Annotated in this window: 16 protein-coding genes; 9 read left to right on the top strand and 7 right to left on the bottom strand. The window is 67.7% G+C overall.

Going from position 1 to position 19,630, the window contains the following annotated elements:
• Position 1 precedes the first annotated feature (1 nt).
• From AC07UW_RS19810 to AC07UW_RS19795, 4 genes are all read right to left on the bottom strand, one after another.
• The gene (locus AC07UW_RS19810) at positions 2-1,462 is read right to left on the bottom strand and encodes an efflux transporter outer membrane subunit (protein WP_495212706.1); all 1,461 of its coding nucleotides are present in this window, start codon (positions 1,460-1,462) and stop codon (positions 2-4) included.
• Positions 1,459-2,376, bottom strand: a complete 918-nt coding sequence (locus tag AC07UW_RS19805; protein ID WP_495212705.1) for an efflux RND transporter periplasmic adaptor subunit — start codon at positions 2,374-2,376, stop codon at positions 1,459-1,461. Before AC07UW_RS19805 ends, AC07UW_RS19810 begins: the two co-directional genes overlap by 4 nt.
• Positions 2,373-2,582 (bottom strand): DUF1656 domain-containing protein, encoded by a 210-nt coding sequence (locus tag AC07UW_RS19800; RefSeq protein ID WP_025875651.1) that lies wholly within the window; start codon positions 2,580-2,582, stop codon positions 2,373-2,375. Before AC07UW_RS19800 ends, AC07UW_RS19805 begins: the two co-directional genes overlap by 4 nt.
• 107 nt (positions 2,583-2,689) lie before the next feature.
• Positions 2,690-3,145: a MarR family winged helix-turn-helix transcriptional regulator gene (locus tag AC07UW_RS19795; RefSeq protein ID WP_025875653.1), complete on the bottom strand. Its 456-nt coding sequence runs from the start codon at positions 3,143-3,145 to the stop codon at positions 2,690-2,692.
• 597 nt (positions 3,146-3,742) lie between these two features.
• Here AC07UW_RS19795 and folE point away from each other — a divergent pair.
• The 4 genes from folE (at position 3,743) to AC07UW_RS19775 (ending at position 10,018) form a co-directional block, all read left to right on the top strand.
• On the top strand, positions 3,743-4,354 hold the full coding sequence (gene folE, locus AC07UW_RS19790) for a GTP cyclohydrolase I FolE (protein WP_025875657.1): 612 nt from the start codon (positions 3,743-3,745) through the stop codon (positions 4,352-4,354).
• A 109-nt stretch (positions 4,355-4,463) separates the two neighbouring features.
• Positions 4,464-5,933 (top strand): DUF3375 domain-containing protein, encoded by a 1,470-nt coding sequence (locus tag AC07UW_RS19785; RefSeq protein WP_495212704.1) that lies wholly within the window; start codon positions 4,464-4,466, stop codon positions 5,931-5,933.
• Complete coding sequence (locus tag AC07UW_RS19780; protein WP_025875661.1) at positions 5,920-6,621, top strand: DUF4194 domain-containing protein; 702 nt, start codon at positions 5,920-5,922, stop codon at positions 6,619-6,621. The genes AC07UW_RS19785 and AC07UW_RS19780 overlap by 14 nt, the downstream gene beginning before the upstream one ends.
• 16 nt (positions 6,622-6,637) lie before the next feature.
• Positions 6,638-10,018, top strand: a complete 3,381-nt coding sequence (locus tag AC07UW_RS19775) for an ATP-binding protein (RefSeq protein ID WP_495212703.1) — start codon at positions 6,638-6,640, stop codon at positions 10,016-10,018.
• Positions 10,019-10,110: 92 nt separating this feature from the next.
• Here AC07UW_RS19775 and AC07UW_RS19770 read toward each other — a convergent pair whose 3' ends face one another.
• Positions 10,111-10,890 (bottom strand): sulfite exporter TauE/SafE family protein, encoded by a 780-nt coding sequence (locus tag AC07UW_RS19770; RefSeq protein ID WP_495212702.1) that lies wholly within the window; start codon positions 10,888-10,890, stop codon positions 10,111-10,113.
• A gap of 72 nt (positions 10,891-10,962) precedes the next feature.
• Between AC07UW_RS19770 and AC07UW_RS19765 the strand changes: the two genes are divergently transcribed.
• Positions 10,963-11,355: a YchJ family metal-binding protein gene (locus tag AC07UW_RS19765; protein ID WP_495212701.1), complete on the top strand. Its 393-nt coding sequence runs from the start codon at positions 10,963-10,965 to the stop codon at positions 11,353-11,355.
• Here AC07UW_RS19765 and AC07UW_RS19760 read toward each other — a convergent pair.
• Positions 11,337-12,638: a GGDEF domain-containing protein gene (locus AC07UW_RS19760; RefSeq protein WP_495212700.1), complete on the bottom strand. Its 1,302-nt coding sequence runs from the start codon at positions 12,636-12,638 to the stop codon at positions 11,337-11,339. The two genes, AC07UW_RS19765 and AC07UW_RS19760, sit on opposite strands and share 19 nt — an antisense overlap.
• A 146-nt stretch (positions 12,639-12,784) precedes the next feature.
• Here AC07UW_RS19760 and egtB point away from each other — a divergent pair, with 146 nt between their 5' ends.
• The 4 genes from egtB to AC07UW_RS19740 all read left to right on the top strand — a co-directional run bounded on the left by egtB (position 12,785) and on the right by AC07UW_RS19740 (position 17,894).
• Positions 12,785-14,056, top strand: a complete 1,272-nt coding sequence (gene egtB, locus AC07UW_RS19755; protein ID WP_495212732.1) for an ergothioneine biosynthesis protein EgtB — start codon at positions 12,785-12,787, stop codon at positions 14,054-14,056.
• Positions 14,053-15,030 (top strand): L-histidine N(alpha)-methyltransferase, encoded by a 978-nt coding sequence (egtD, locus tag AC07UW_RS19750; protein ID WP_080150175.1) that lies wholly within the window; start codon positions 14,053-14,055, stop codon positions 15,028-15,030. Before egtB ends, egtD begins: the two co-directional genes overlap by 4 nt.
• Before the next feature lie 137 nt (positions 15,031-15,167).
• The gene (locus tag AC07UW_RS19745) at positions 15,168-17,303 is read left to right on the top strand and encodes a lytic murein transglycosylase (protein WP_495212731.1); all 2,136 of its coding nucleotides are present in this window, start codon (positions 15,168-15,170) and stop codon (positions 17,301-17,303) included.
• Between the two features lie 30 nt (positions 17,304-17,333).
• The gene (locus AC07UW_RS19740; RefSeq protein WP_223497335.1) at positions 17,334-17,894 is read left to right on the top strand and encodes a DUF2628 domain-containing protein; all 561 of its coding nucleotides are present in this window, start codon (positions 17,334-17,336) and stop codon (positions 17,892-17,894) included.
• Here the strand turns inward: AC07UW_RS19740 and AC07UW_RS19735 are convergent.
• A complete protein-coding gene (locus AC07UW_RS19735) occupies positions 17,888-19,078 on the bottom strand; it encodes a benzoate/H(+) symporter BenE family transporter (protein WP_495212699.1) in 1,191 nt (396 codons plus the stop codon). The two genes, AC07UW_RS19740 and AC07UW_RS19735, sit on opposite strands and share 7 nt — an antisense overlap.
• Positions 19,079-19,630: the final 552 nt, after the last annotated feature.

Genomic DNA, 19,630 nt, shown 5'->3' with positions numbered 1-19,630 from the left:
CTTACCTCGCCGCCGTGGGCGCAGCCGCAGCCGCGGCACTGTCCTGCCAGCCACCGCCCAGTACCAGGAACAGGTGGATCTGGTCGCGCGAGACCTGTGCTTCTGCCGCGGCCAGGGTGGCATCGCTGCTGGCCAGGCTGCGGTCGGCGTCCAGGCTGGACAGGTACGGCGTGCGGCCGCCCTGGTACAGCCGGCGGTTCTGCTCTGCGGCCATCGCGGCCTGCTCCTGCGCCACGCGCAACGACTGCAGGCGGCGCAGATCCTGCGCATAGCGGTCCAGTGCGGTCTGTGTTTCGCGCAGTGCCTGCAGCACGGCATGGTCGAACTCGGCCAGCGCGGCATCGGCGCCAGCCTCGGCGGCGTGGATGCGTGCATGCGTGCCCGAGGACGGCAGCGTCCACGAGATCAGCGGGCCGAACGACCACTGCTGGGTCATCGGCTGGCCGAAGTCTTCCAGCAGGCCGGCGGCGCCGACCGAGGCGCCCAGGCGGATGTCCGGGTACAGCTCGGCAGTGGCGACACCAATCCGCGCGGTGGCCGAGGCCAGCTTGCGTTCGGCCTGGCGGATGTCGGGACGGCGCTGCAGCAGCGCGCGGCCATCACCGACCGGCAGCGGCTGGGCAAGGGTGGGTGCGTGCGCGCAGTCGATCACTCCGGCCGGCAGCTGGCCCGGGGTCTGCCCAAGCAGTGCCGCCAGCGAATAGGCGGCAGCCGAACGCTGCGCCTGCAGCGGGGGCAATGCGGCTTCCAGCAGCGCGACCTGGGCATTGGCGCGCGCCAGTTCCGGCGGCGTGCCGCGGCCTGCGCTGATCAACCGCTGGGTGACCGAACGGCTGCGCTGCTGCAGCTGCAGGGAATGCTCGGCGACATGCAGCTCATGGTTGGCGTGGCAGATCTCCAGGTAGCTGTCGGCCACCTCGGCCACCACGCTCACCTGGGCCAGGTCACGTGCAGCGGCCACCGACTGTTCGTCGGCGCGGGCTGCTTCAGCACCGCGCTTGAGCTTGCCGAACAGGTCGAACTGGTAGCTCACCGCGAACTTGCCGTCGGCCAGGTTGATCACCGGCAGCTCGTGCTCCTGCAGGAACGACTCGGCCGACAACTGTGCGCGGCTGACACCGGCTTCGGCCTCGTACTCGAAGCCACCGGCGTCCATCGCCTGCTCGTACACCGCAGCAGCGCGGCGCAGATGCGCGTCGGCGGCCTTCAGTTCGACGTTGTCGCGCAGCGCCTGGGTGATCAGCCCATCCAGCACCGGGTCGTTGTACAGCGACCACCAGCGTGCCGGCAGTGCCTGGTTGGCAGCCACTTCGGGGTTGTGGGTATCGATGAACGCGGCATTCGCTTGCGGCCGCTTGAACGCCGAGCCCTCGGGCAATGCGTAATCCGGGCCGACGGTTCTGCACGCGGCCAGGCTGGCCAGCGCGACGATCAGGCCAAGGCGGGGCAGGGCGGCGTTCACAGGCCCGCCTGTGTCGGCGCAGCGCCGGCCTTCTTGTTCTGCACGTGGCGGCCGGTATCCACGGTCACCGTGGCGGTGCGCCCGGCGATCAGCTCCACGCCGGCAGGCACCTCGTCGATGGCGATGCGCACCGGGATGCGCTGCGCCAGCCGCACCCAGTCGAAGGCCGGGGTCACGTTCGGCAGCAGGGTGCTGCCGTTGCTGCGGTAGCGATCCTCGATGCCGGCGGCGATGCTTTCGACATGGCCGTGCAGAGGGGTGTCTTCGCCCATCAGGCGGATGTCCACGCGCTGCCCCGGGGAAACGCCGCGCAGGCGGGTTTCCTCGAAGTAGCCATCGATGCGGAACGAACCGGTATCCAGCAGCGCCAGCACCGGCTTGCCGGCCACCACGTAGTCGCCCACGCGCATGGTGCGGTCGTTGACCCGGCCATTGGCCGGTGCACGCACTTCGGTGCGGGCCAGGTTGAGTTCGGCCAGGTCGACCGCGGCCTGTGCGGTGGCCAATGCGGCCTGTGCGGCCTGCAGCTTGGCCCGGCGCACTTCGGCGTCCTCGGCGGCGACCAGATCCTGCAGGCTGCGGTCGCGTCCGATCTCGCGGCGCAGCTGCGCGACCGATGCCTGGCGTTCGGCCAGGCTGGCGCGGCTCTGCTCCAGCGCGATGCGGTAGCGCGCGCGATCAATCACGAACAGCAGGTCGCCCTTTTTCACCGCCTGGTTGTCGGCTACCTGCACCGTTTCGACCAGGCCGGACACATCCGGCGCCACTTGCACCACGTCGGCGCCGACGTGGGCGTCGCGGGTCCACGGCTCGTCCATGTAGTAGACCCACAGCTGGCGCAGCACCAGCAGGGCGACGATCACGGCTGCGCAGGTAAGCAGCACCGGCAGGGTCTTCTTCACGATCTTGTTCACGATTGCATCCAACGCAGGAGGTGGAACAGCAGGCCCAGCACGATCCCGTACAAGGCCAGGTTGAACAGCGCCGGGTGCCATACGTGGCGATAGGCACCGGCACGCTGCAGCAGCGCGTGCAGGCCGCTGTTGACCAGGTAGGCCAACACCATCAACCCGAGCAGGGTCGGGACGAACACTCCGTGGAGACTGAATTCACCGGGCATCGGTAGGGGCGGGGACGGTAGGGGAAGGGGAGGTGGAACAGGACAACGGCAACGGGCAAAAGCCGCTGGCGCATGCACGGCAGCGGCGGTATTCACCGACAACGGGCTTACGTGATGCGGTCGGCAGCCTCGGCCAGCAGGCGCCATGCCTTCAGCACGGCATGCAGTTCATCCATGGAAAGCTCGCCGAATACGTCCTGGCGCAGGCCGATCAACTGGTCTTCCAGTTCGCGCACCAACGCCTGGCCTTCCTCGGTCAGCCAAAGCAGGTTGGCGCGGCGGTCGCTGGCATCGCATTCGCGGCGGACCAGCCCACTGGCGCAGAGCTTGTCCAGCAGGCGCACCAGGGAAGGGCCTTCCATGCCCAGCTGCTGCGCCAGCGCGACCTGGCGGATGCCACCGCCGGAGCGGCCGATCATCAGCAGGGGCATGGTGCAGGCGGTGGAGATGCCGTAGCTGCCCAACCGGCTGTCGGCCAAGCGCTGCCACTGCCGCCCTGCGTACAGCAGGCCGGAGCTGAGCTGCATCTGCAGCACGGTGCGCTCGTCGAGGGGGCGGTCCATAAGTAATAGATAGGATACTACTAATTTCATTCCTATCAATAGATTTTACTGAATGGGTGGTGGGCTGAGGAAAGCGTTGCGCCTGCTGGCTATCGGTTGGGGTGGCGGAGGGCCGGGCGGGGTAGGACACGCTGCAAGTACGTCCCTGTAAGCTCGATCGGCGCATCCCTGCGCCTCACGGTCCCACCCCGCCCGGCCCTCCGCCACCTACCCCACATCTCGCGGGCGCGGTGGGTTGGCTCTTTAAAGGCAAGGGCAGAAGCAGTGCGGACCAACGGTCCGCACCCACCACAGCAGCAGCCAGGACACCCTCCGAAGCCATGAACCCCAGCTTTTGACCCCGCTTTCGGGCGGACCGGCCGCGCCCGCAGGAAACCGTCAGGGAGCGGGAAGGGCGGCAGGGCAGGACCGTGAGGCGCAGGGATGCGCCGACCGAGCCCCCATGGATGGGTTTACGGCGTGTCCTGCCCTGCCGCCCTTCCCGCTCCAGATCGATAGCAATCCGGCGCCGGGCGGCCCCCCGATGAACCGTCCCCAGAGGACGACCCACCCCCCGGTCGGGTACGATGCTCGCCCCCCGTTCGGGCGCTGTATGCAATGAGCAAGAACAACGAAAAGGCCGCCCCGCAGGGCGAAGTGACCCAGGTCCAGGCCGAGGATGCCGTGCGCACCCTGCTGCGTTGGGCCGGTGAGGACCCGACCCGCGAAGGCCTGCTGGATACCCCGCGCCGCGTGGCCGAAGCCTATGGCGACTGGTTCAGCGGCTACCGCGACGACCCGCGCGCCTACATGGAACGCACCTTCGAGGAAGTGGCCGGCTACGACGAACTGATCGTCCTGCGCGACATCGAATACGAAAGCCACTGCGAGCACCACATGGCGCCGATCATCGGCCGCGTGCACGTCGGCTACCTGCCGGCCGGCAAGGTGGTGGGCATCAGCAAGCTGGCACGCGTGGTCGAAGCCTACGCCCGCCGCTTCCAGGTGCAGGAAAAGATGACCGCGCAGATCGCCCAGTGCATCCAGGACGTGCTGCAGCCGGTCGGTGTCGGCGTCGTCGTCGAAGGCGCCCATGAGTGCATGACCACCCGCGGCATCCACAAGCGCGGCGTCAGCATGGTCACCTCGAAGATGCTGGGCAGCTTCCGCGAGGACGCCCGCACCCGCGCCGAGTTCCTGCGCTTCATCGAAGTGGGCGGCAAGCGCTGAGCGCCGTCGCCTCCCGGTGGCGGCCGCGCGTGGCCGCCGCTTTCGCCGTGCCTGCGCCGCGCCTTCGCGCGCGCGCTGGCCGCCGCGCCCTTCCGACCGATCTCGCTGCATGAAGCACCGCGAACGCATCACCCGTTATCGCCACCTGCGCGAACAGCCGCAATGGAAGCTGCTCGCCGCCGACCACGCACCGGAAATCATCGGCCTGCTGCAGGGCCTGCTGATGGACGGCGATCGCACGTTGCCGGCATCGGTCCTCAACGAGCGCCTGCAGCGTGCGCTGGACCAGCTCAACGGCGACGAGTTGTCGCGCGAGCTGCCGCGGACCGCGCAGGCCTACGTCGCCCATTGGCTCGCGCAGGGCTGGCTGGAACGCCGGCTGCCTGAAGGCGCCGACCAGGAGCAGTACGAGCTCTCGACCCAGGCGCTGCAGGCGATCCGCTTCGCCGACAGCATGGAGCAGGCCCGCGTGGCCGCCACCGAGAGCCGTCTGGCACTGGTGATCGAGCAGCTGTCGCAGCTGGCCGCGCAGACCGAGGCCGACCCGGACGCACGCCTGTCCGCATTGCGCGACGAGCGCGACCGCATCGATGCCGAGATCGCCCGTGTCAGCGCTGGCCGGGTGACGGCCCTGGACGGCAAGCGCGCGCTGGAACGCACGCGGCAGATCATCGGCCTGGCCGACGAGTTGACCGAAGACTTCCGCCGCGTGCGCGACGACTTCGAACAGCTCAACCGTGATTTCCGCGAACGCATCATCGATGACGAAGGCGAGCGCGGCGACGTGCTGTCCAAGTTGTTCGAAGGCGTGGACGTGATCGGCGAGAGCGACGCGGGCCGTAGTTTCCAGGCGTTCTGGCGCCTGCTCAACGACGCCGAACAGAGCGCCCAGCTCGATGCCGCGCTGGAGACGCTGCTGGCCCGTGGCTTCGCCCGGCGGCTGAATCGCAACGAGCGCAACTTCCTGCGCGGCTTCACCAGCACCATGCTCGAACGTGGTGGCCAGGTGCATGACGTGCTGCAGAACTTCGCGCGCAGCCTGCGTGGTTTCGTGCAGAGCCGTGGCTACCTGGAACAGCGCCGCCTCAACCAGCTGTTGAAGCAGGCGCAGTCCGAAGCACTGGCACTGCGCGATGACTTCCCGGCGCAGCGCGCCATTGGCCGCGACCTGCAGCTGACCACCAGCCGCCTGCGTTCGTGGTCGCAGTGGAAGCTGCACGACCCGCGCAGTGCGCAGGTCGATGGCAACGTCGAATACAACGATGCGGCCAGCATCAGCCTGGAAAGCGTGGGCGATCTGGTGGCGTCGTCGGAAATCGATTTCCGCACCCTGCGCCGCGACCTGCACGACCTGCTCGACAGGCAGCCGAAACTCAGCATCGCCCAGGCCCTGTCGCAGCGCGAAGCGCCGCAGGGGTTGGGCAGTGTCATCGGCTACCTCTCGCTGGGCACGCGCTTTGGCAGCGTGATCGCCGGCGAACAGGAGCTTGCCGAATGGCGAGGTGGCGACGGGCAGATCCGTCGTGCCCGCATCCCGCTGGTTTGGTTTACCCAGGAGAGACGCCATGAGCTGGCATGAAGACCCCATCGACGCACCGCATGCCGACCTGGCCGAAGACGCTTACCAGGCCGAGCCGGTGGCGACCGTGGCCCAGCCCCGGCGCGGCAACGACGTCTACTACATGGGCGATACCGGCCGCCTGCCGCTGGATGCGCGCCGCGCGCTGTGCCAGCTGCTGATCGGCCCCAGCATCGACCAGCTGCGTCACGCCAAGCTGTGGCCGGCACTGATCCGCAGCGAAGCCGGTATCCGTTCGGCGCTGTCGGACCTGTTCCTGGAACTGGTGCTCGACCGTGACAGTGGCGTGGCGTTCACCCGCCAGGCCGACACCGAAGATGTCGATGCACCGGTACTGCTGCGCACGTCGCCGTTGACCTTCATCGATTCGGTGCTGCTGCTGTACCTGCGCCAGCAGCTGGGCGAAGCCGATGCACGTGGCAACCGCGCCGTGGTCGCCGATGCTGAAATGGCCGAGGCGCTGGCCATCTACGAGAAGAACCTGTCCACCGATCGCGCCGGCTTCAACCGCCGTGTCGCCTCGGCGGTGCAGAAAATGAAGGACAACCACATCCTGACCCGCCTCGGCGGCCAGGAAGACCGCCACGAAGTCTCGCCGGCGTTGAAGCTGCTGTTCTCCGCCGAAGACGTATCCCAGCTGTCGGCGGTTTACCGCCAGCTGCGCGAAACCCCGGCCGCTGAAGCCTGAGAGACCCGAGCACCGCATGGCCATTTCCAAGCACACCCCCGCCCTGTTCAACGAAGGCCTGCCGGACCCGCGCCTGCAGCAGTTCCGCATGCGCCGCCTGCAGGTGCACAACTGGGGCACCTTCAACGGCCTGACCGAAGTGCCGATCGCCGAGCGCGGCTTCCTGTTCGTCGGCCGCTCCGGCTCGGGCAAGTCGACCCTGCTCGATGCCATGTCCGCCCTGCTGACGCCACCGGCCATCGTCGACTTCAACGCCGCAGCGCGTGAAGCCGAACGCAGCGGCCGCGACCGCAACCTGGTGTCCTACGTGCGCGGCGCGTGGGCCGACCAGCAGGACAGTGGCACCGGTGAAATCGCCACCCAGTACCTGCGCAAGGGCGCGACCTGGACCGCGCTGGTGCTGGAGTACCGCGCCGGCGATGGCCGCGTGGTCAGCCTGGTACGCCTGCTCTGGATCGCCGGCAGCAGCACCTCCGCCGGTGACGTGCGCAAGCACTACATGATCGCCGAGCGCCCGTTCGACATCGCCAAGGATCTGGGCGGCTTCGATCTGGACCTGCGCAAGCTCAAGCAGAAGCTGGCCGACGTCCATCACTTCGACACGTTCTCCGGCTATGCCGAACGCTTCCGCCACCTGCTCGGCATCGACAACGAGATGGCGCTGCGCCTGCTGCACAAGACGCAGTCGGCGAAGAACCTGGGTGACCTGAACGTCTTCCTGCGCGACTTCATGCTCGACACGCCGAAGACCTTCGACGCTGCCGAACGACTGGTCAGCGATTTCGCCGAACTCGATGGCGCGCACCAGGCCGTGGTCACCGCGCGGCGTCAGGTCGAAACCCTGCAGCCGGCGCGCGAGCACTATGGCGACCTGCAGGCGATGAGCCGTCGTCGCGGCGACGACGAAGCGCTCAAGCTCGGTATCGACAGCTTCCGCGAAAGCCGCCGTCAGTTGTTGATCGAAGCGCGCCTGCGTGAAATGGATACGCGCGACCGTGGCCTGCTGGGCGAAGAAGCGCAGCGTCGCGCGGCGCTGGACAATCACACCGAGCGCCTGGCCGAGCTGGAACTGCAGCGCCGCCAGCAGGGCGGTGAGCGCATCGAGGAACTGGAACGCGAGCAGGGCCGCGCCGAAGCCGAACGTGATCGCCGCCTGGCCAAGCAGGCGCAGGCGCGTGACGCCGCACAGAAGCTGCAGGCCGCGTTGCCCGAGGATGCACATGGCTTCGCCGAGTTGCTTGAGCAGGCGCAGTCCGAACTGGAAGACCGTCAGCGTGCGTCGAGCGCCCTGGACGACGCCATCAGCGAACGGTTGGGCGGCAAGCGCGACGACGAGCGGCGCTTCTCCGAAGTGCGCGGCGAACTGGAGGCGATGCAGCGCACGCCCTCCAGCATTCCGGCGCCGATGCAGAAGCTGCGCGCACGCCTGGCCGAAGAAACCGGCATCTCCGAAGCGGCCCTGCCGTTCGTCGGCGAACTGATCCAGGTCCGCTCGGAGGAGCAGAGCTGGCAGGGCGCGATCGAGCGCGTGCTCGGTGGTTTCGCGCAGTCGCTGCTGGTCGACGACAAGCATTACAACGACGTCGCCGAATGGGTGAACCGTACCCACCTGGGGATGCGCTTCACCTACTACCGCGTGCGTCGCAACGATGATGCGTTCGCCCGCGAACCGTCCGCCAAGTCGCTGCTGCACAAGCTGGAACTGCGCGATCACGTGTTCGAAAGCTGGCTGCGCCGCGAGTTGGGCAAGCGCTTCGACTACGAATGCGTGGACGCCAAGCAGCTGCGCAACGTCGACCGCGGCATCACCCGCGAAGGCCAGGTCAAGCATCCGGGCGACCGCTTCGAGAAGGACGACCGCAGTGCGGTGAACGATCGCCGCCGCTGGCTGCTGGGCTTCAGCAACCGCGACAAGCTCGCCGTCTTCGAGAAGGAAGCCCAGGAGCTGGCCGCCCGTATCGCCAGCTGCGATACCGACATCGCGCGCCTGCGCAGCCAGCGTGACCGCGACAACGAACGTCGCCTGGCCTGCCACCAGCTGGTGGGCATCAGCTGGAACGAAATCGACGTCGCCGCGCCGCAGCAGCGCCTGGCCGACATCGAGGCCAGCCTGCACGCTCTGCGCGAAGGCAATGCCGACCTGGCCAGGATCGCCCAGCAGATCGACGCCACCCGCGCCGATATCGAGCAGGCCCGCCGCACTTACGAAGACACCCGCGTCGAGCGCGGCCAGCTGGTGCGCGAACGCGACCGCCTGGACCGTGCCCGCCAGCAGAGCCGCGCACTGGTCCTGCCAGCGCTTGCCGAAGACCAGGAGGCCGGCCTGGCCGAGCGCCTGCAGGAGCAGGGCCCGCTCAGCCTGGAAACGCTGGAAGCGCACATGCGCCAGGTCAGCAACGCGCTGAACGAACAGCTCTCGTCGTCGCAGCAGGACGTCAACCGCATCGAGAACCTGCTGCTGGGCTGCTTCCGCCGCTTCATCCAGCAGTGGCCGGAAGAATCGGGCGACTTCACCGTGTCGGTGGCCTCGGCCGAGGATTTCCTCGCTCGCCTCGAACGCCTTGAACGCGATGGCCTGCCGCAGCATGAAGAACGCTTCTTCGACCTGCTGCAGAACCAGAGCAAGAACAACCTGCTCGCGCTGCAGCGTCACAGCGCCGAGGCCCGCAAGTCGATCGGCCAGCGCCTGGACGAAGTCAACGCCAGCCTGGAGCAGGTGCCCTTCAACCGTGGCACCCTGCTGACCATCGAACTGAACGACCGGCGCCTGCCGGAAGTGCAGGAGTTCCACCAGCAGCTGCGCGAGGTGTTGTCGCAGCAGCAGACCGAGCAGCGCGACCTGGCCGAAACGCAGTTCACCGTCCTGCGCCAGCTGGTCAACCGCCTCGGCTCGCAGGAAGGCGAAGACAAGCGCTGGCGCGAAGTGGTGCTGGACGTACGCCTGCACGTGGAGTTCATCGGCGTGGAGCTGGATGCGGAAACGCGCCAGCAGGTCGAGATCTACCGCAGCGGCGCCGGCAAATCCGGTGGCCAGCGGCAGAAGCTGGCCACCACCTGCCTGGCGGCGGCGCTGCGCTACCAGCTTGGCGGCGCCGACAGCCAGCTGCCCAGCTATGCCGCAGTCGTGCTCGACGAAGCCTTCGACAAAGCCGACAACGAGTTCACCGCGCTGGCGATGAACATCTTCGACAACTTCGGTTTCCAGATGGTGGTGGCCACCCCGCTGAAATCGGTGATGACGCTGGAACCGTTCATCGGTGGCGCCTGCTTCGTCGAGATCAGTGGCCGCCACGATTCGGGCGTGCTGCTCATCGAGTACGACGAAGAAGGCAAGCGCCTGAAGCTGCCGGAGCGCAGCCGCCAGCAGGCCGACGAACCGGAAGAAGCCGAAGCCTGACCGCTCTGGAAACGCCGTGCCAACCAAGGTTGGCACCTACCGGGTCATGAACCCCGATAGTGGTAGTGCCGGCCGCTGGCCGGCAACATCGCTCACGAACCGCGGAACGTATCCCACGCCATCCGCGCGATCAGCACCACCACCAGGCCCACGAACAATTTGCGGATGAACGGCGTGCCGCCCTTCAGCGCCAACCGCGTGCCCACCACCGAACCGATGATGTTGGCCGCCGCCATCGGCAGCGCGAACAGCCAGAGGATGTTGCCGGTCGGTACGAAGAACGAGATCGCCGCCACGTTCGTCGCCAGGTTCACCACCTTCGACGCAGCCGACGCACGCAGGAAGTCCAGCCCGAAGAAGCGCACGAACAGGAAGATCAGGAAGCTGCCGGTGCCGGGCCCGAAGAAGCCATCGTAGAAGCCGATCGCCGCACCGATCGCCAGCGCGATCACCAGCTCGCGGCGGCCGATGTCCTGCGGCCGGTGCAACGCGCCGAAGTCCTTCTTCCATAGCGTGTAGGCCAGCATCGCCACGAGCAGCACCAGCACCAGTGGCCGCACTGCGTCCTTGGGTAACAGGCTGACCGCCGTAGCGCCAAGGAAGGAGAACACGAAGGCCGTACCGGCGGCGAACAGCACCGGCTTCCACGGGAAGCGCACGTTGCGCGCATAGCGCCATGCCGCTGCGCCGGTGCCGAACATCGAGCTGAACTTGTTGGTGCCAAACAGCATCGCCGGGGTCTGCTGCGGCAGTACCGTGAACAGGCCGGGCAGCTGCACCAGTCCGCCGCCGCCCACGGCCGCATCGACCAGGCCGGCAATGAAGGCGATCACCACCAGCCACCACAACTCAGGAGGAATCAGTTCCAGCACGGCGATCGATCGAAGTGGGGGCGCGACAGCATACGCCTGTCACATTGCCGCCGCCCACGCGACAATACCCGCATGAGCCGAACCGCCCCCGATCCCTGTCCCTGTGGCCTGGCCGCCGACTACGCTGCCTGCTGCGGTCGCTTCCATGCCGGCGACGCCGCGCCGGATGCCGAGCGCCTGATGCGCTCGCGTTACAGCGCCTATGTGCGCCACCTGCCGGACTACCTGCGTGCCACCTGGCACCCGGACACCCGTCCGGCAGAACTGTCGCTCGATGATGCCCCCGGCCAGCGCACCAAATGGCTGGGCCTGACCGTGCAGGACCACCAGGTGACCGGCAGCGACAGCGCCGAGGTCCGCTTCACCGCCCGTTACCGCGTCGGTGGCGGCAGCGCGGTGAAAATGACCGAGCACAGCCGCTTCCTGCGGGTCGAGGGTCGCTGGTACTACCTCGACGCCGTCTGAGCCTGGCTGCCGCGCACGGCCAGCACGCGCTGGCCGCCATGCGCGCACACGCGGTTGCGGCCTTCCTCCTTGGCCGCATACAGCGCCTGGTCGGCCGCTTTGACCACCCCGGCAGGGCGCCGATCGACCCGGCTGTCGGCCAGGCCGATGCTGACGGTTACCTGCACCACCGCACCGCCACCGCCGCGCCCGCGCTGCTGCTGGCCGAGCGTATCGTCGCGGGTGCGCGTGCTGCGGTCGCGCAGTTGCATGCGGCTCTGCTCGATGCCCTGTCGCAGCGCCTCCACCGCGTCCACGCAGGCCGATGCCGGGCGGTCGAGGAAAACCACGGCGAATTCCTCGCCGCCATAACGGAACGCACGGCCGCCGTCGCCCACCCGCGACAGCCGTGAGGCCACCAGTTTCAGCACGTCATCGCCGGTGTCGTGGCCGTGGGTGTCATTGAATTTCTTGAAATGATCCACGTCGATCATCGCGATGCTGTAAGTGCCGGTGGCGCGCTTGAGGGTCTCGTTGAACGCACGGCGACCGGGCAGGCCGGTCAGCTCGTCGCCGAAGGCCATGTGGAAGGACTCCTGCAGGGTCGCGCCCAGCATCAGCAGCAGTGCCGCTACGCTCAGCGCCGGCAGCAGTGCCGGCTGCAGGAAGATCCGCGGCAGCATCCACCACAGGCACAGCAGGGCCAGCAGCATCGCCGTATGCAGCGGCCGTGGCTGGCGCCACGCCTGCCATGCCAGCGCAGCGGTGGCCAGCAGGAACAGCACGGCAGGCAGCTGCGCCAGCGCGTTCCAGTCGCTCGGTATCCAGGGGAAGTGCCGGTTCGACAGCAGGTCGTGCATGCCCTGTGGCTGCTGTGCGGCAAGCAGGATGAAAATCGCCACCGCAACACCACTGATCGTGGCCCTCAGCAGCAGGTCCTGGCGGCGCCGGCCACGTTCGGGCCACAACGCATGGACGGCGAACAGCAACGGCAGCCAGGTCGAGATCGCGTGGAAGCGCAGTGGCGTCAACGCCGTCACCCGGCCCTCGCGCAGGTAGTGCCCAAGGTCCTGGTGCAGCACCGCGAAGGCCAGCGCCACCAGCAGCAACAGGCACAGCGTGCGCACCTGGTTGTACAGCAGCGCCAGCCCTGCACCCAGGCAGGCCAGCAACCACGGCAGGATGCGCTGCCCGGCGCGGCCGACATCATCGCTTTCCAGGCTCGCCCACAGCACCAGCGCGACCAGCACGGCGGGCAGCACGAACAGATAGTGCACAGGCTGTCGAAGCGGATGATGGGACACACGGAATTCCAGCGCGGTCACGACGCGGCCGCAGCACTGCCGTTAGCGGCGCAACGGTGCCCTTCTTGAATGCGCGCAGCCTGATGTGAACACCACGGCACCGGGCCATGACATTGCGCTCACCGGCCGCGGTCGAAGCTGGTCGCATGGACAGCGTACCCGCCGCCGTCGCTGCCCCGCAGCGTGACCTCGCCCGCCACTTCACCCATGTGCGGGGGCGCAGCGTGCAGCTGGCCGCACCCCTCAGCCCGGAAGACGCCCTGCTGCAGAGCATGGCTGATGCCAGCCCGGCCAAGTGGCACCTGGCCCACACCACCTGGTTCTTCGAACGCTTCGTGCTGGCCAGCCAGCCCGGCTACACACCCTGGGATCCGGCCTGGGACTATCTGTTCAACAGTTACTACAAGAGTCTCGGCCCCGCCCACGCACGGCCTCAGCGCTGGTTGCTGTCGCGGCCCTCGCTGCAGCAGGTCCACGCCTACCGCCAGCATGTGGATGAGCAGGTGCTGGCAGGACTGCGCGATGGCGATCTCGGCAGCGACGCCCTGCAGCACCTGCAGCTCGGGTTGCAGCACGAACAACAGCACCAGGAGCTGCTGCTCACCGACATCAAGCATGCCTTCTGGTGCAATCCGCTGCAGCCGCCGTACCGCGAAGACCTGCCCATCGCCGTCAGCGCCCTCGGCACGCAGGGTTGGGTCGAACAGGGCGAACGCATCGTCAGCATCGGTGCGTCCGCCTGGCCGCAGCACACGGCCTTCGCCTATGACAATGAATCGCCCGTGCATCGCGTGCTGCTTCCTGCGCATGCCATCGCCGAACGCCCGCTCAGCAACGCCGAGTACCGCGCCTTCATCGACGCCGGCGGCTACCGCGATCCGCGCTGGTGGCTGAGCGAAGGCTGGGCGCTGCGCGAGGCCGAGCAGTGGCAGCATCCGCTGTACTGGGATGACGACCTGCTGCGCGAGTTCACCCTCGGCGGCTGGCGCGAGCTCGATCCGCATGCGCCGGTCTGTCACCTCAGTTACTACGAAGCCGATGCCTGCGCACGCTGGGCCGGTGCCCGCCTGCCCACCGAATTCGAATGGGAAGCGGCTGCCGCCACGCAGCCGGTCGAAGGCCACTTCGCCGATGACGACCATCTGCACCCGATGGCAGGGCAGGGCGATGGACTGCGCCAGTTGTTCGGCGACGTGTGGGAATGGACCAGCAGCGCCTATGGCGCCTATCCCGGCTTCCGTCCCTTCGCCGGCAACCTCGGCGAATACAACGGCAAATTCATGTGTGGCCAGTGGGTCCTGCGCGGTGGCAGCTGCGCCACGCCGCGCGGCCATGTACGGGCCAGCTACCGCAACTTCTTCATGCCACCAGCGCGTTGGCAGTTCTCAGGCGTGCGCCTGGCAAGGGATCTTTCATGAGTACCGTCCAGGATGCGCTGCAGGCGCTGACCGACCTTACCCCCGGCCGCCAGCAGATCCTTGCCGACGCCGTGGCGGGGTTGTCGCACGCCTCACGGCAGCTGCCTTCCAAGTACTTCTACGACGCACGCGGCTCGCGCTTGTTCGAGCAGATCACCCACACCCGCGAGTACTACCCCACACGCACCGAGCTGGCCCTGCTGGACCGGGTGTTGCCGGAGATCGCGCAGGCGGTGGGGCCGCGCGTGCATGTGGTCGAACTGGGCAGCGGCAGCGGCCGCAAGACCGCGCGCCTGCTGGCTGCCCTGCAGGACCCGGTGGCCTACACACCCATCGAGATCTCGCGCGCGGCGTTGCTGTCCAGCATCGACCACCTGGCCCCGGCGCTGCCGGACGTGGAAATGCTGCCGGTGTGTGCGGACTTCACCCGCCCTGTGCAGGTCCCCGCGCCAGAGCGGCCTGCCGCGCGCCGGCTGCTGTTCTTCCCGGGCTCCACGCTGGGCAACTTCGCCGATGAGGATGCGATCGCGCTGCTGCGCGCAATGCGCCAGACCATGGGCAAGCACGGCCTGGCCCTGGTCGGCATCGATCTGCACAAGGACCCTGCACTGATCGAGGCCGCCTACAACGACGCCGACGGTGTTACCGCCGCCTTCACCCTGAACCTGCTGGCGCGTCTCAACCGCGAGGTCGGCAGCGATTTCGATCTCGACGGCTTCCGTCACCGGGCCCGTTACAGCACCGCACGCCTGCGCATCGAAACCGATCTGGTGAGCCAACGCGAGCAGGACGTGCATCTCGACGGCCGTACCTTCCACTTCAGCGCTGGCGAACCGATCCGCGTTGAGTACAGCCACAAGTACACCGATGCCAGCTTCGGCCACCTGCTGCAGCAGGCAGGGCTGGAGGTGGCGGCATCCTGGAACGCGGACGATCCCGCCTATGGCCTGCGCCTCCTGCGCCCCTCACCCTAGGCACAGGTAGTACCGGCCGCTGGCCAGCAATCTCGACCAACCTTGTCGCCCCTCCGCGTTACCATGGCTGCAGCACCGGCAACACGGAGGACGCCATGCCCATTCTGACCACGCTCGGCCTGGCCGCCGCGCTTGCCATGCCAGCGGCCGCGCCGCCGGCAGCAGCGGCAACCGCTGATCCCGCGTTTGCCCGCTGCATGGCGGGCCTGCAGGCGACGGCTGCCAGCCAGGGCATTGCCGCTGACCGCTTCAATGCGATCACCGCCGGACTGCAGCCCGATCCTACCGTGCTGCCGCTGCTCGATGCGCAGCCGGAGTTCACCACGCCGATCTGGGACTACCTGGCCGCACTGGTCGATCGCCAGCGCGTGGACGACGGTCGCGCCATGCTGCAGCAGCACCGTGACCTGCTTCAGCGGGTATCGGCGCAGTACGGCGTCGATCCAGTCACCATCGTCGCCGTATGGGGTGTAGAGAGCGACTACGGCCGCGTGTTCGGCAAACGCCCGCTGCTGCAGTCGCTGGCCACACTGTCCTGTGCCGGCCGCCGGCAGCCCTTCTTCCGCGGCGAACTGCTGGCGTTGGTCAAGCTCATCGACCAGGGCGACCTGCAGGCGCAGGGCCTGACCGGTTCCTGGGCCGGTGCCTTCGGCCACACCCAGTTCATGCCCAGCACCTACGCACGCATTGCCGTCGATGGTGATGGCGATGGCCGCCGCGATCTGGTCGGCAGCATTCCCGATGCATTGGCTTCCACCGCGAACTATCTGAAGCGTGCCGGCTGGCGAACCGGCGAACCGTGGGGCATGGAAGTCCGTGTCCCCGCCGGTTTCAACGCCAGCCAGGCGGGACGCACCCAGCGCCGGTCACTGGCCGACTGGCGCGCACTGGGCGTGACCGGCCTGGACGGCAGCGCGCTGGCACCGTCCGGCCTGCCCGCCGATGCCCGCGCCGCGCTGCTGCTGCCGTCCGGGACAAAAGGCCCGGCGCTGCTGGTGTTCCGCAATTACGACGCGATCTACAGTTACAACGCGGCCGAGAGCTATGCGCTGGCCATAGCCACCCTGGCCGACCGCCTGCGTGGCAGCAACGGCCTGGTCACCGCCTGGCCAACCGATGATCCTGGCCTTGGCCGCGACGAGCGCCGCCAACTGCAGACCCTGCTGCTCGCGCGCGGCCATGACATCGGCGCCGCCGATGGCATGATCGGTACCGCCAGTCGTCGTGCCATCCAGGTCGAGCAGCGTCGGCTCGGATGGGCCGACGCCGACGGTCGCGCCGGCCAGCGCATCCTGCGCGCGCTGCAGGCACAACCGCAGGCACAGGCGCCAGCCGCGCCGACCCGCTTCAGCCTTCCCAACAACTACAGTGCCGTGCAGTCGCCGGCCATCCGGAGTCGATCCAGCGTGCAACAGATCCAGGGTGTCAGCAGTGGCCAGTTCCAGGGACTCGACGCCTGGCTGGTGGAAACTCCCCAGGCCACCGCCGCGATCAGCGTGTTCGGCGGCCAACTCCTCTCGTTCGTGCCCAAGGGCCAGCCCGATGTGATGTGGCTCTCGCCCAAGCGTGCCGCGCTGCCCACGCCGATCCGTGGCGGCAGCCCGGTGTGCTGGCCCTACTTCGGCCGCCAGGGGCAGGGCGACGACGTGCCCGCCCACGGTTTCGTGCGCACCTTGCCCTGGGAACTGCAGCAGGCGCGCCGGCTCGACGATGGCAGCATCGAGCTGACCCTGGCCCCGCCGGCGTTGGACAACCTCGGCCTGCGCCTGACCATGACCGTCCGTGTCGGCCGTGAACTGCGCCAGCAGCTGGTCACCGAGAACACCGGCAAGGCTCCGGCCACCATCACCCAGGCGCTGCACAACTACTTCCGTGTCGGTGACGCCAGCAAGGTCGATGTCGACGGCGTCGACGGCCTGGACTACCTCGACAAGTTCGAGAACTACGCCCAGCCGCGCCGCCAGCAGGGCCCCTGGTCGCTGCGTGATCCGCGTGACCCGGGCCGCAGCGACCGCATCTACACCCAGGCCGGTGGGCACTATGTGCTGCGCGACCCGGTGCTCAAGCGCCGCATCGACCTCCGCACTGAAGGCAGCCGCTCGCTGGTGGCATGGAACCCTGGCGCCGAAGGTGCCGCCAAGATGGCCGATGTCGGTGACGGATGGCGCGACTATGTCTGCCTGGAAGCGGCCAACGCCGGTCCCGATGTGGTCACCGTGGCACCGGGCGGGCGTCATGTTCTGCTTCAGATCCTGTCCAGCGCGCCGCTATAGCAGGCTCTCCCTTTGGCATGGAAGGCCAGCATGAGCGCCCTCGATCCGCAGACTTCGCCCGGTAGCGAGAACCCCTATCTGGCGCCCGGCGCTGACGCCGATGTAGACACTGCACTGGAAGATGCCGACTACCTGACGCTGGTGGTCGGGCCCAATGCCGCCGCCTACCGTCGTTTCTGGCATGTGGACAGTGCGCTGCCGAAGCCTCCGCGCCGTTGGAACTGGCCCGCCTTCCTGTTCGGCACCCTGTGGATGGTGCATCGCCGGATGTACTTGGCCGCCATCGGCTTCTACCTGGTCACCACGCTGCTGCCGATCCTGATGCTGCTGGCCGACGCGGGCATACCGCAGATCGCCTTTGGCATGCTGCTCCCGCGTATCGCCCTGGCCATCTTCGCCAACGCCCTGTACCTGCGCCATTGCAGCCGTCTGCTGGCAAGGGTGCAGGCGACCCACGCCGGCCAGCCGAACCGCATCCGCGCCGAGCTGCTTCGCCGTGGTGGCACCCGTGCCTCGGCCGTGGTGGTCTGCCTGGGCCTGATCTACGCGCTGCGTTACATCACCCAGGGCCTCCTGCAGACCTATCACTGAGCCGGCGAACGCGGCCGCAGCACCCACAGGCAGAGCGTTCCGGCGACCAGGCCCCAGAACGCAGAACCGACACCGGCCAGCGTCATGCCCGAGGCGGTCACCAGGAAAGTGACCAGCGCGGCCTCGCGGTCGCGCTCCACTGCCAATGCGCTGGCCAGGCTGTTGCCGATGGTGCCGAACAGGGCGATGCCGGCCACACAGGCCACCAGTTCCTTGGGAAAGGCAGCGAACAGGGCCGCTACGGTGGCCCCGAACAGGCCGATGACGATATAGAAGGCGCCGGCCGCCATCGCCGCCGTGTAGCGCCGTGCCGGGTCTTCGTGGGCATCACGGCCCATGCAGATCGCCGCGGTGATGGCGGCCAGGTTCAATGCGTAGGCACCGAAGGGCGCCAGCAGCGTGTTGACCACGCCGATCCAGCCGATCACCGGTGACACCGGCGCGTCGTAGCCGGAGGCGCGCATCACCGCCACACCGGGAATGTTCTGCGACGCCATGGTGACCACGAACAGGGGCAGGGCGATGCCGACCATCGCCGTCCACGACAGCGAGGGAGTGACCCATTGCGGTACCGCCAGTTGCAGGTGCACCTGCTGTGCATGCAGCAGACCCTGGCTGGCAGCGATGGCGATGCCGACCAGCAGGGTGGCGATCACCGCATAGCGGGGGAACAGGCGGCGGCCCAGCAGCCAGGTAGCGAACATGGCCAATGCCAGCACGCGCTGGGTGTTCATCGCCACGAACACGTCCAGCCCGAAGCGCAGCAGTACACCGGCCAGCATGCCGGCGGCCAGGGCCATGGGCACGCGTTTCATCAGCCGGGCGAACACTCCCGAGAAGCCGGCGAGCATGCCCAGCACTGCCGCAAGCAGGAACGCACCGGTGGCCTCGGACAGAGAGGCGCCACCCGCACCGACGACCAGCATCGCCGCCCCAGGCGTCGACCATGCGGTGACCACCGGCACCCGGTAGCGCAGTGACAGGCTGATGCAGGTCACGCCCATGCCCAGCCCCAGCGCCCACATCCACGAGGCGATGTGGGCCTGGTCGGCACCCACGGCCTGCGCGGCCTGGAACACGATCACCGCCGAGCTGGCGAAGCCGACCAGCACGGTGATGAAGCCGGCGACGATCGCCGGCATCGAAAGATCGCGCCACCATCCCTGTCGTACCGTCGTGTCCATCGTCTTCCTTCCTGTATGCATCCGGCTATAGATAGCGCCTGCGGCGTTGACCGCGCAACGCGCGGGCAACGCCGCCGTGATCGTTGCACGCCCGTTGTGCATGCAGCAGCCGATGCGTTGTCATGTTCCTGAAAAAAATGTGTTGACGAATTCTGCAGGATCTCTAGAATTCGCTCCCTTGCTGCAGCGCGGCGACTTCTTCGGAAGCCGGCAACGCGAACAGCAACGCCACCACCGCCGGACGAGATCATCGAACGAAGGTGTTGACGGACTCGAAAAGTCCGGCATAATAGGCGGCTCGCAACGACGAAAGGCCTTCGGGTCCAACGCCGAAGCAGCATCGGCAACAACGTCCACTTCGGTGAGACGGCCTTGAAAAAAGGTGTTGACGAAGCGGAAAAGCCGGCTATAATGGGCGGCTCGCTACGAAGGAAACTTCGCAGCACACGGGAATGGCGCTGAGGCCACTTCCCCGGATCTTTGAAAGTATGCGCAGGTATCTTGTGAAGGCGCCTGCAGGAAGGATGATTGTCCATCTTGCAGACGTTTGAT

The sequence above is a fragment of the Stenotrophomonas sp. GW821-FHT02D01 genome (assembly GCF_059421765.1).
This window is presented reverse-complemented; position numbering and strand designations above follow the sequence as displayed.

Bases quoted from the DNA above. Each gene is read 5' to 3' on its own strand.
- AC07UW_RS19800 (WP_025875651.1), bottom strand. From the start codon at position 2,582: ATGCCCGGTGAATTCAGTCTCCACGGAGTGTTCGTCCCGACCCTGCTC.
- AC07UW_RS19795 (WP_025875653.1), bottom strand. From the start codon at position 3,145: ATGGACCGCCCCCTCGACGAGCGCACCGTGCTGCAGATGCAGCTCAGC.
- folE (WP_025875657.1), top strand. From the start codon at position 3,743: ATGAGCAAGAACAACGAAAAGGCCGCCCCGCAGGGCGAAGTGACCCAG.
- AC07UW_RS19785 (WP_495212704.1), top strand. From the start codon at position 4,464: ATGAAGCACCGCGAACGCATCACCCGTTATCGCCACCTGCGCGAACAG.
- AC07UW_RS19780 (WP_025875661.1), top strand. From the start codon at position 5,920: ATGAGCTGGCATGAAGACCCCATCGACGCACCGCATGCCGACCTGGCC.
- AC07UW_RS19775 (WP_495212703.1), top strand. From the start codon at position 6,638: ATGGCCATTTCCAAGCACACCCCCGCCCTGTTCAACGAAGGCCTGCCG.
- AC07UW_RS19765 (WP_495212701.1), top strand. From the start codon at position 10,963: ATGAGCCGAACCGCCCCCGATCCCTGTCCCTGTGGCCTGGCCGCCGAC.
- egtB (WP_495212732.1), top strand. From the start codon at position 12,785: ATGGACAGCGTACCCGCCGCCGTCGCTGCCCCGCAGCGTGACCTCGCC.
- egtD (WP_080150175.1), top strand. From the start codon at position 14,053: ATGAGTACCGTCCAGGATGCGCTGCAGGCGCTGACCGACCTTACCCCC.
- AC07UW_RS19745 (WP_495212731.1), top strand. From the start codon at position 15,168: ATGCCAGCGGCCGCGCCGCCGGCAGCAGCGGCAACCGCTGATCCCGCG.
- AC07UW_RS19740 (WP_223497335.1), top strand. From the start codon at position 17,334: ATGAGCGCCCTCGATCCGCAGACTTCGCCCGGTAGCGAGAACCCCTAT.
- AC07UW_RS19735 (WP_495212699.1), bottom strand. From the start codon at position 19,078: ATGGACACGACGGTACGACAGGGATGGTGGCGCGATCTTTCGATGCCG.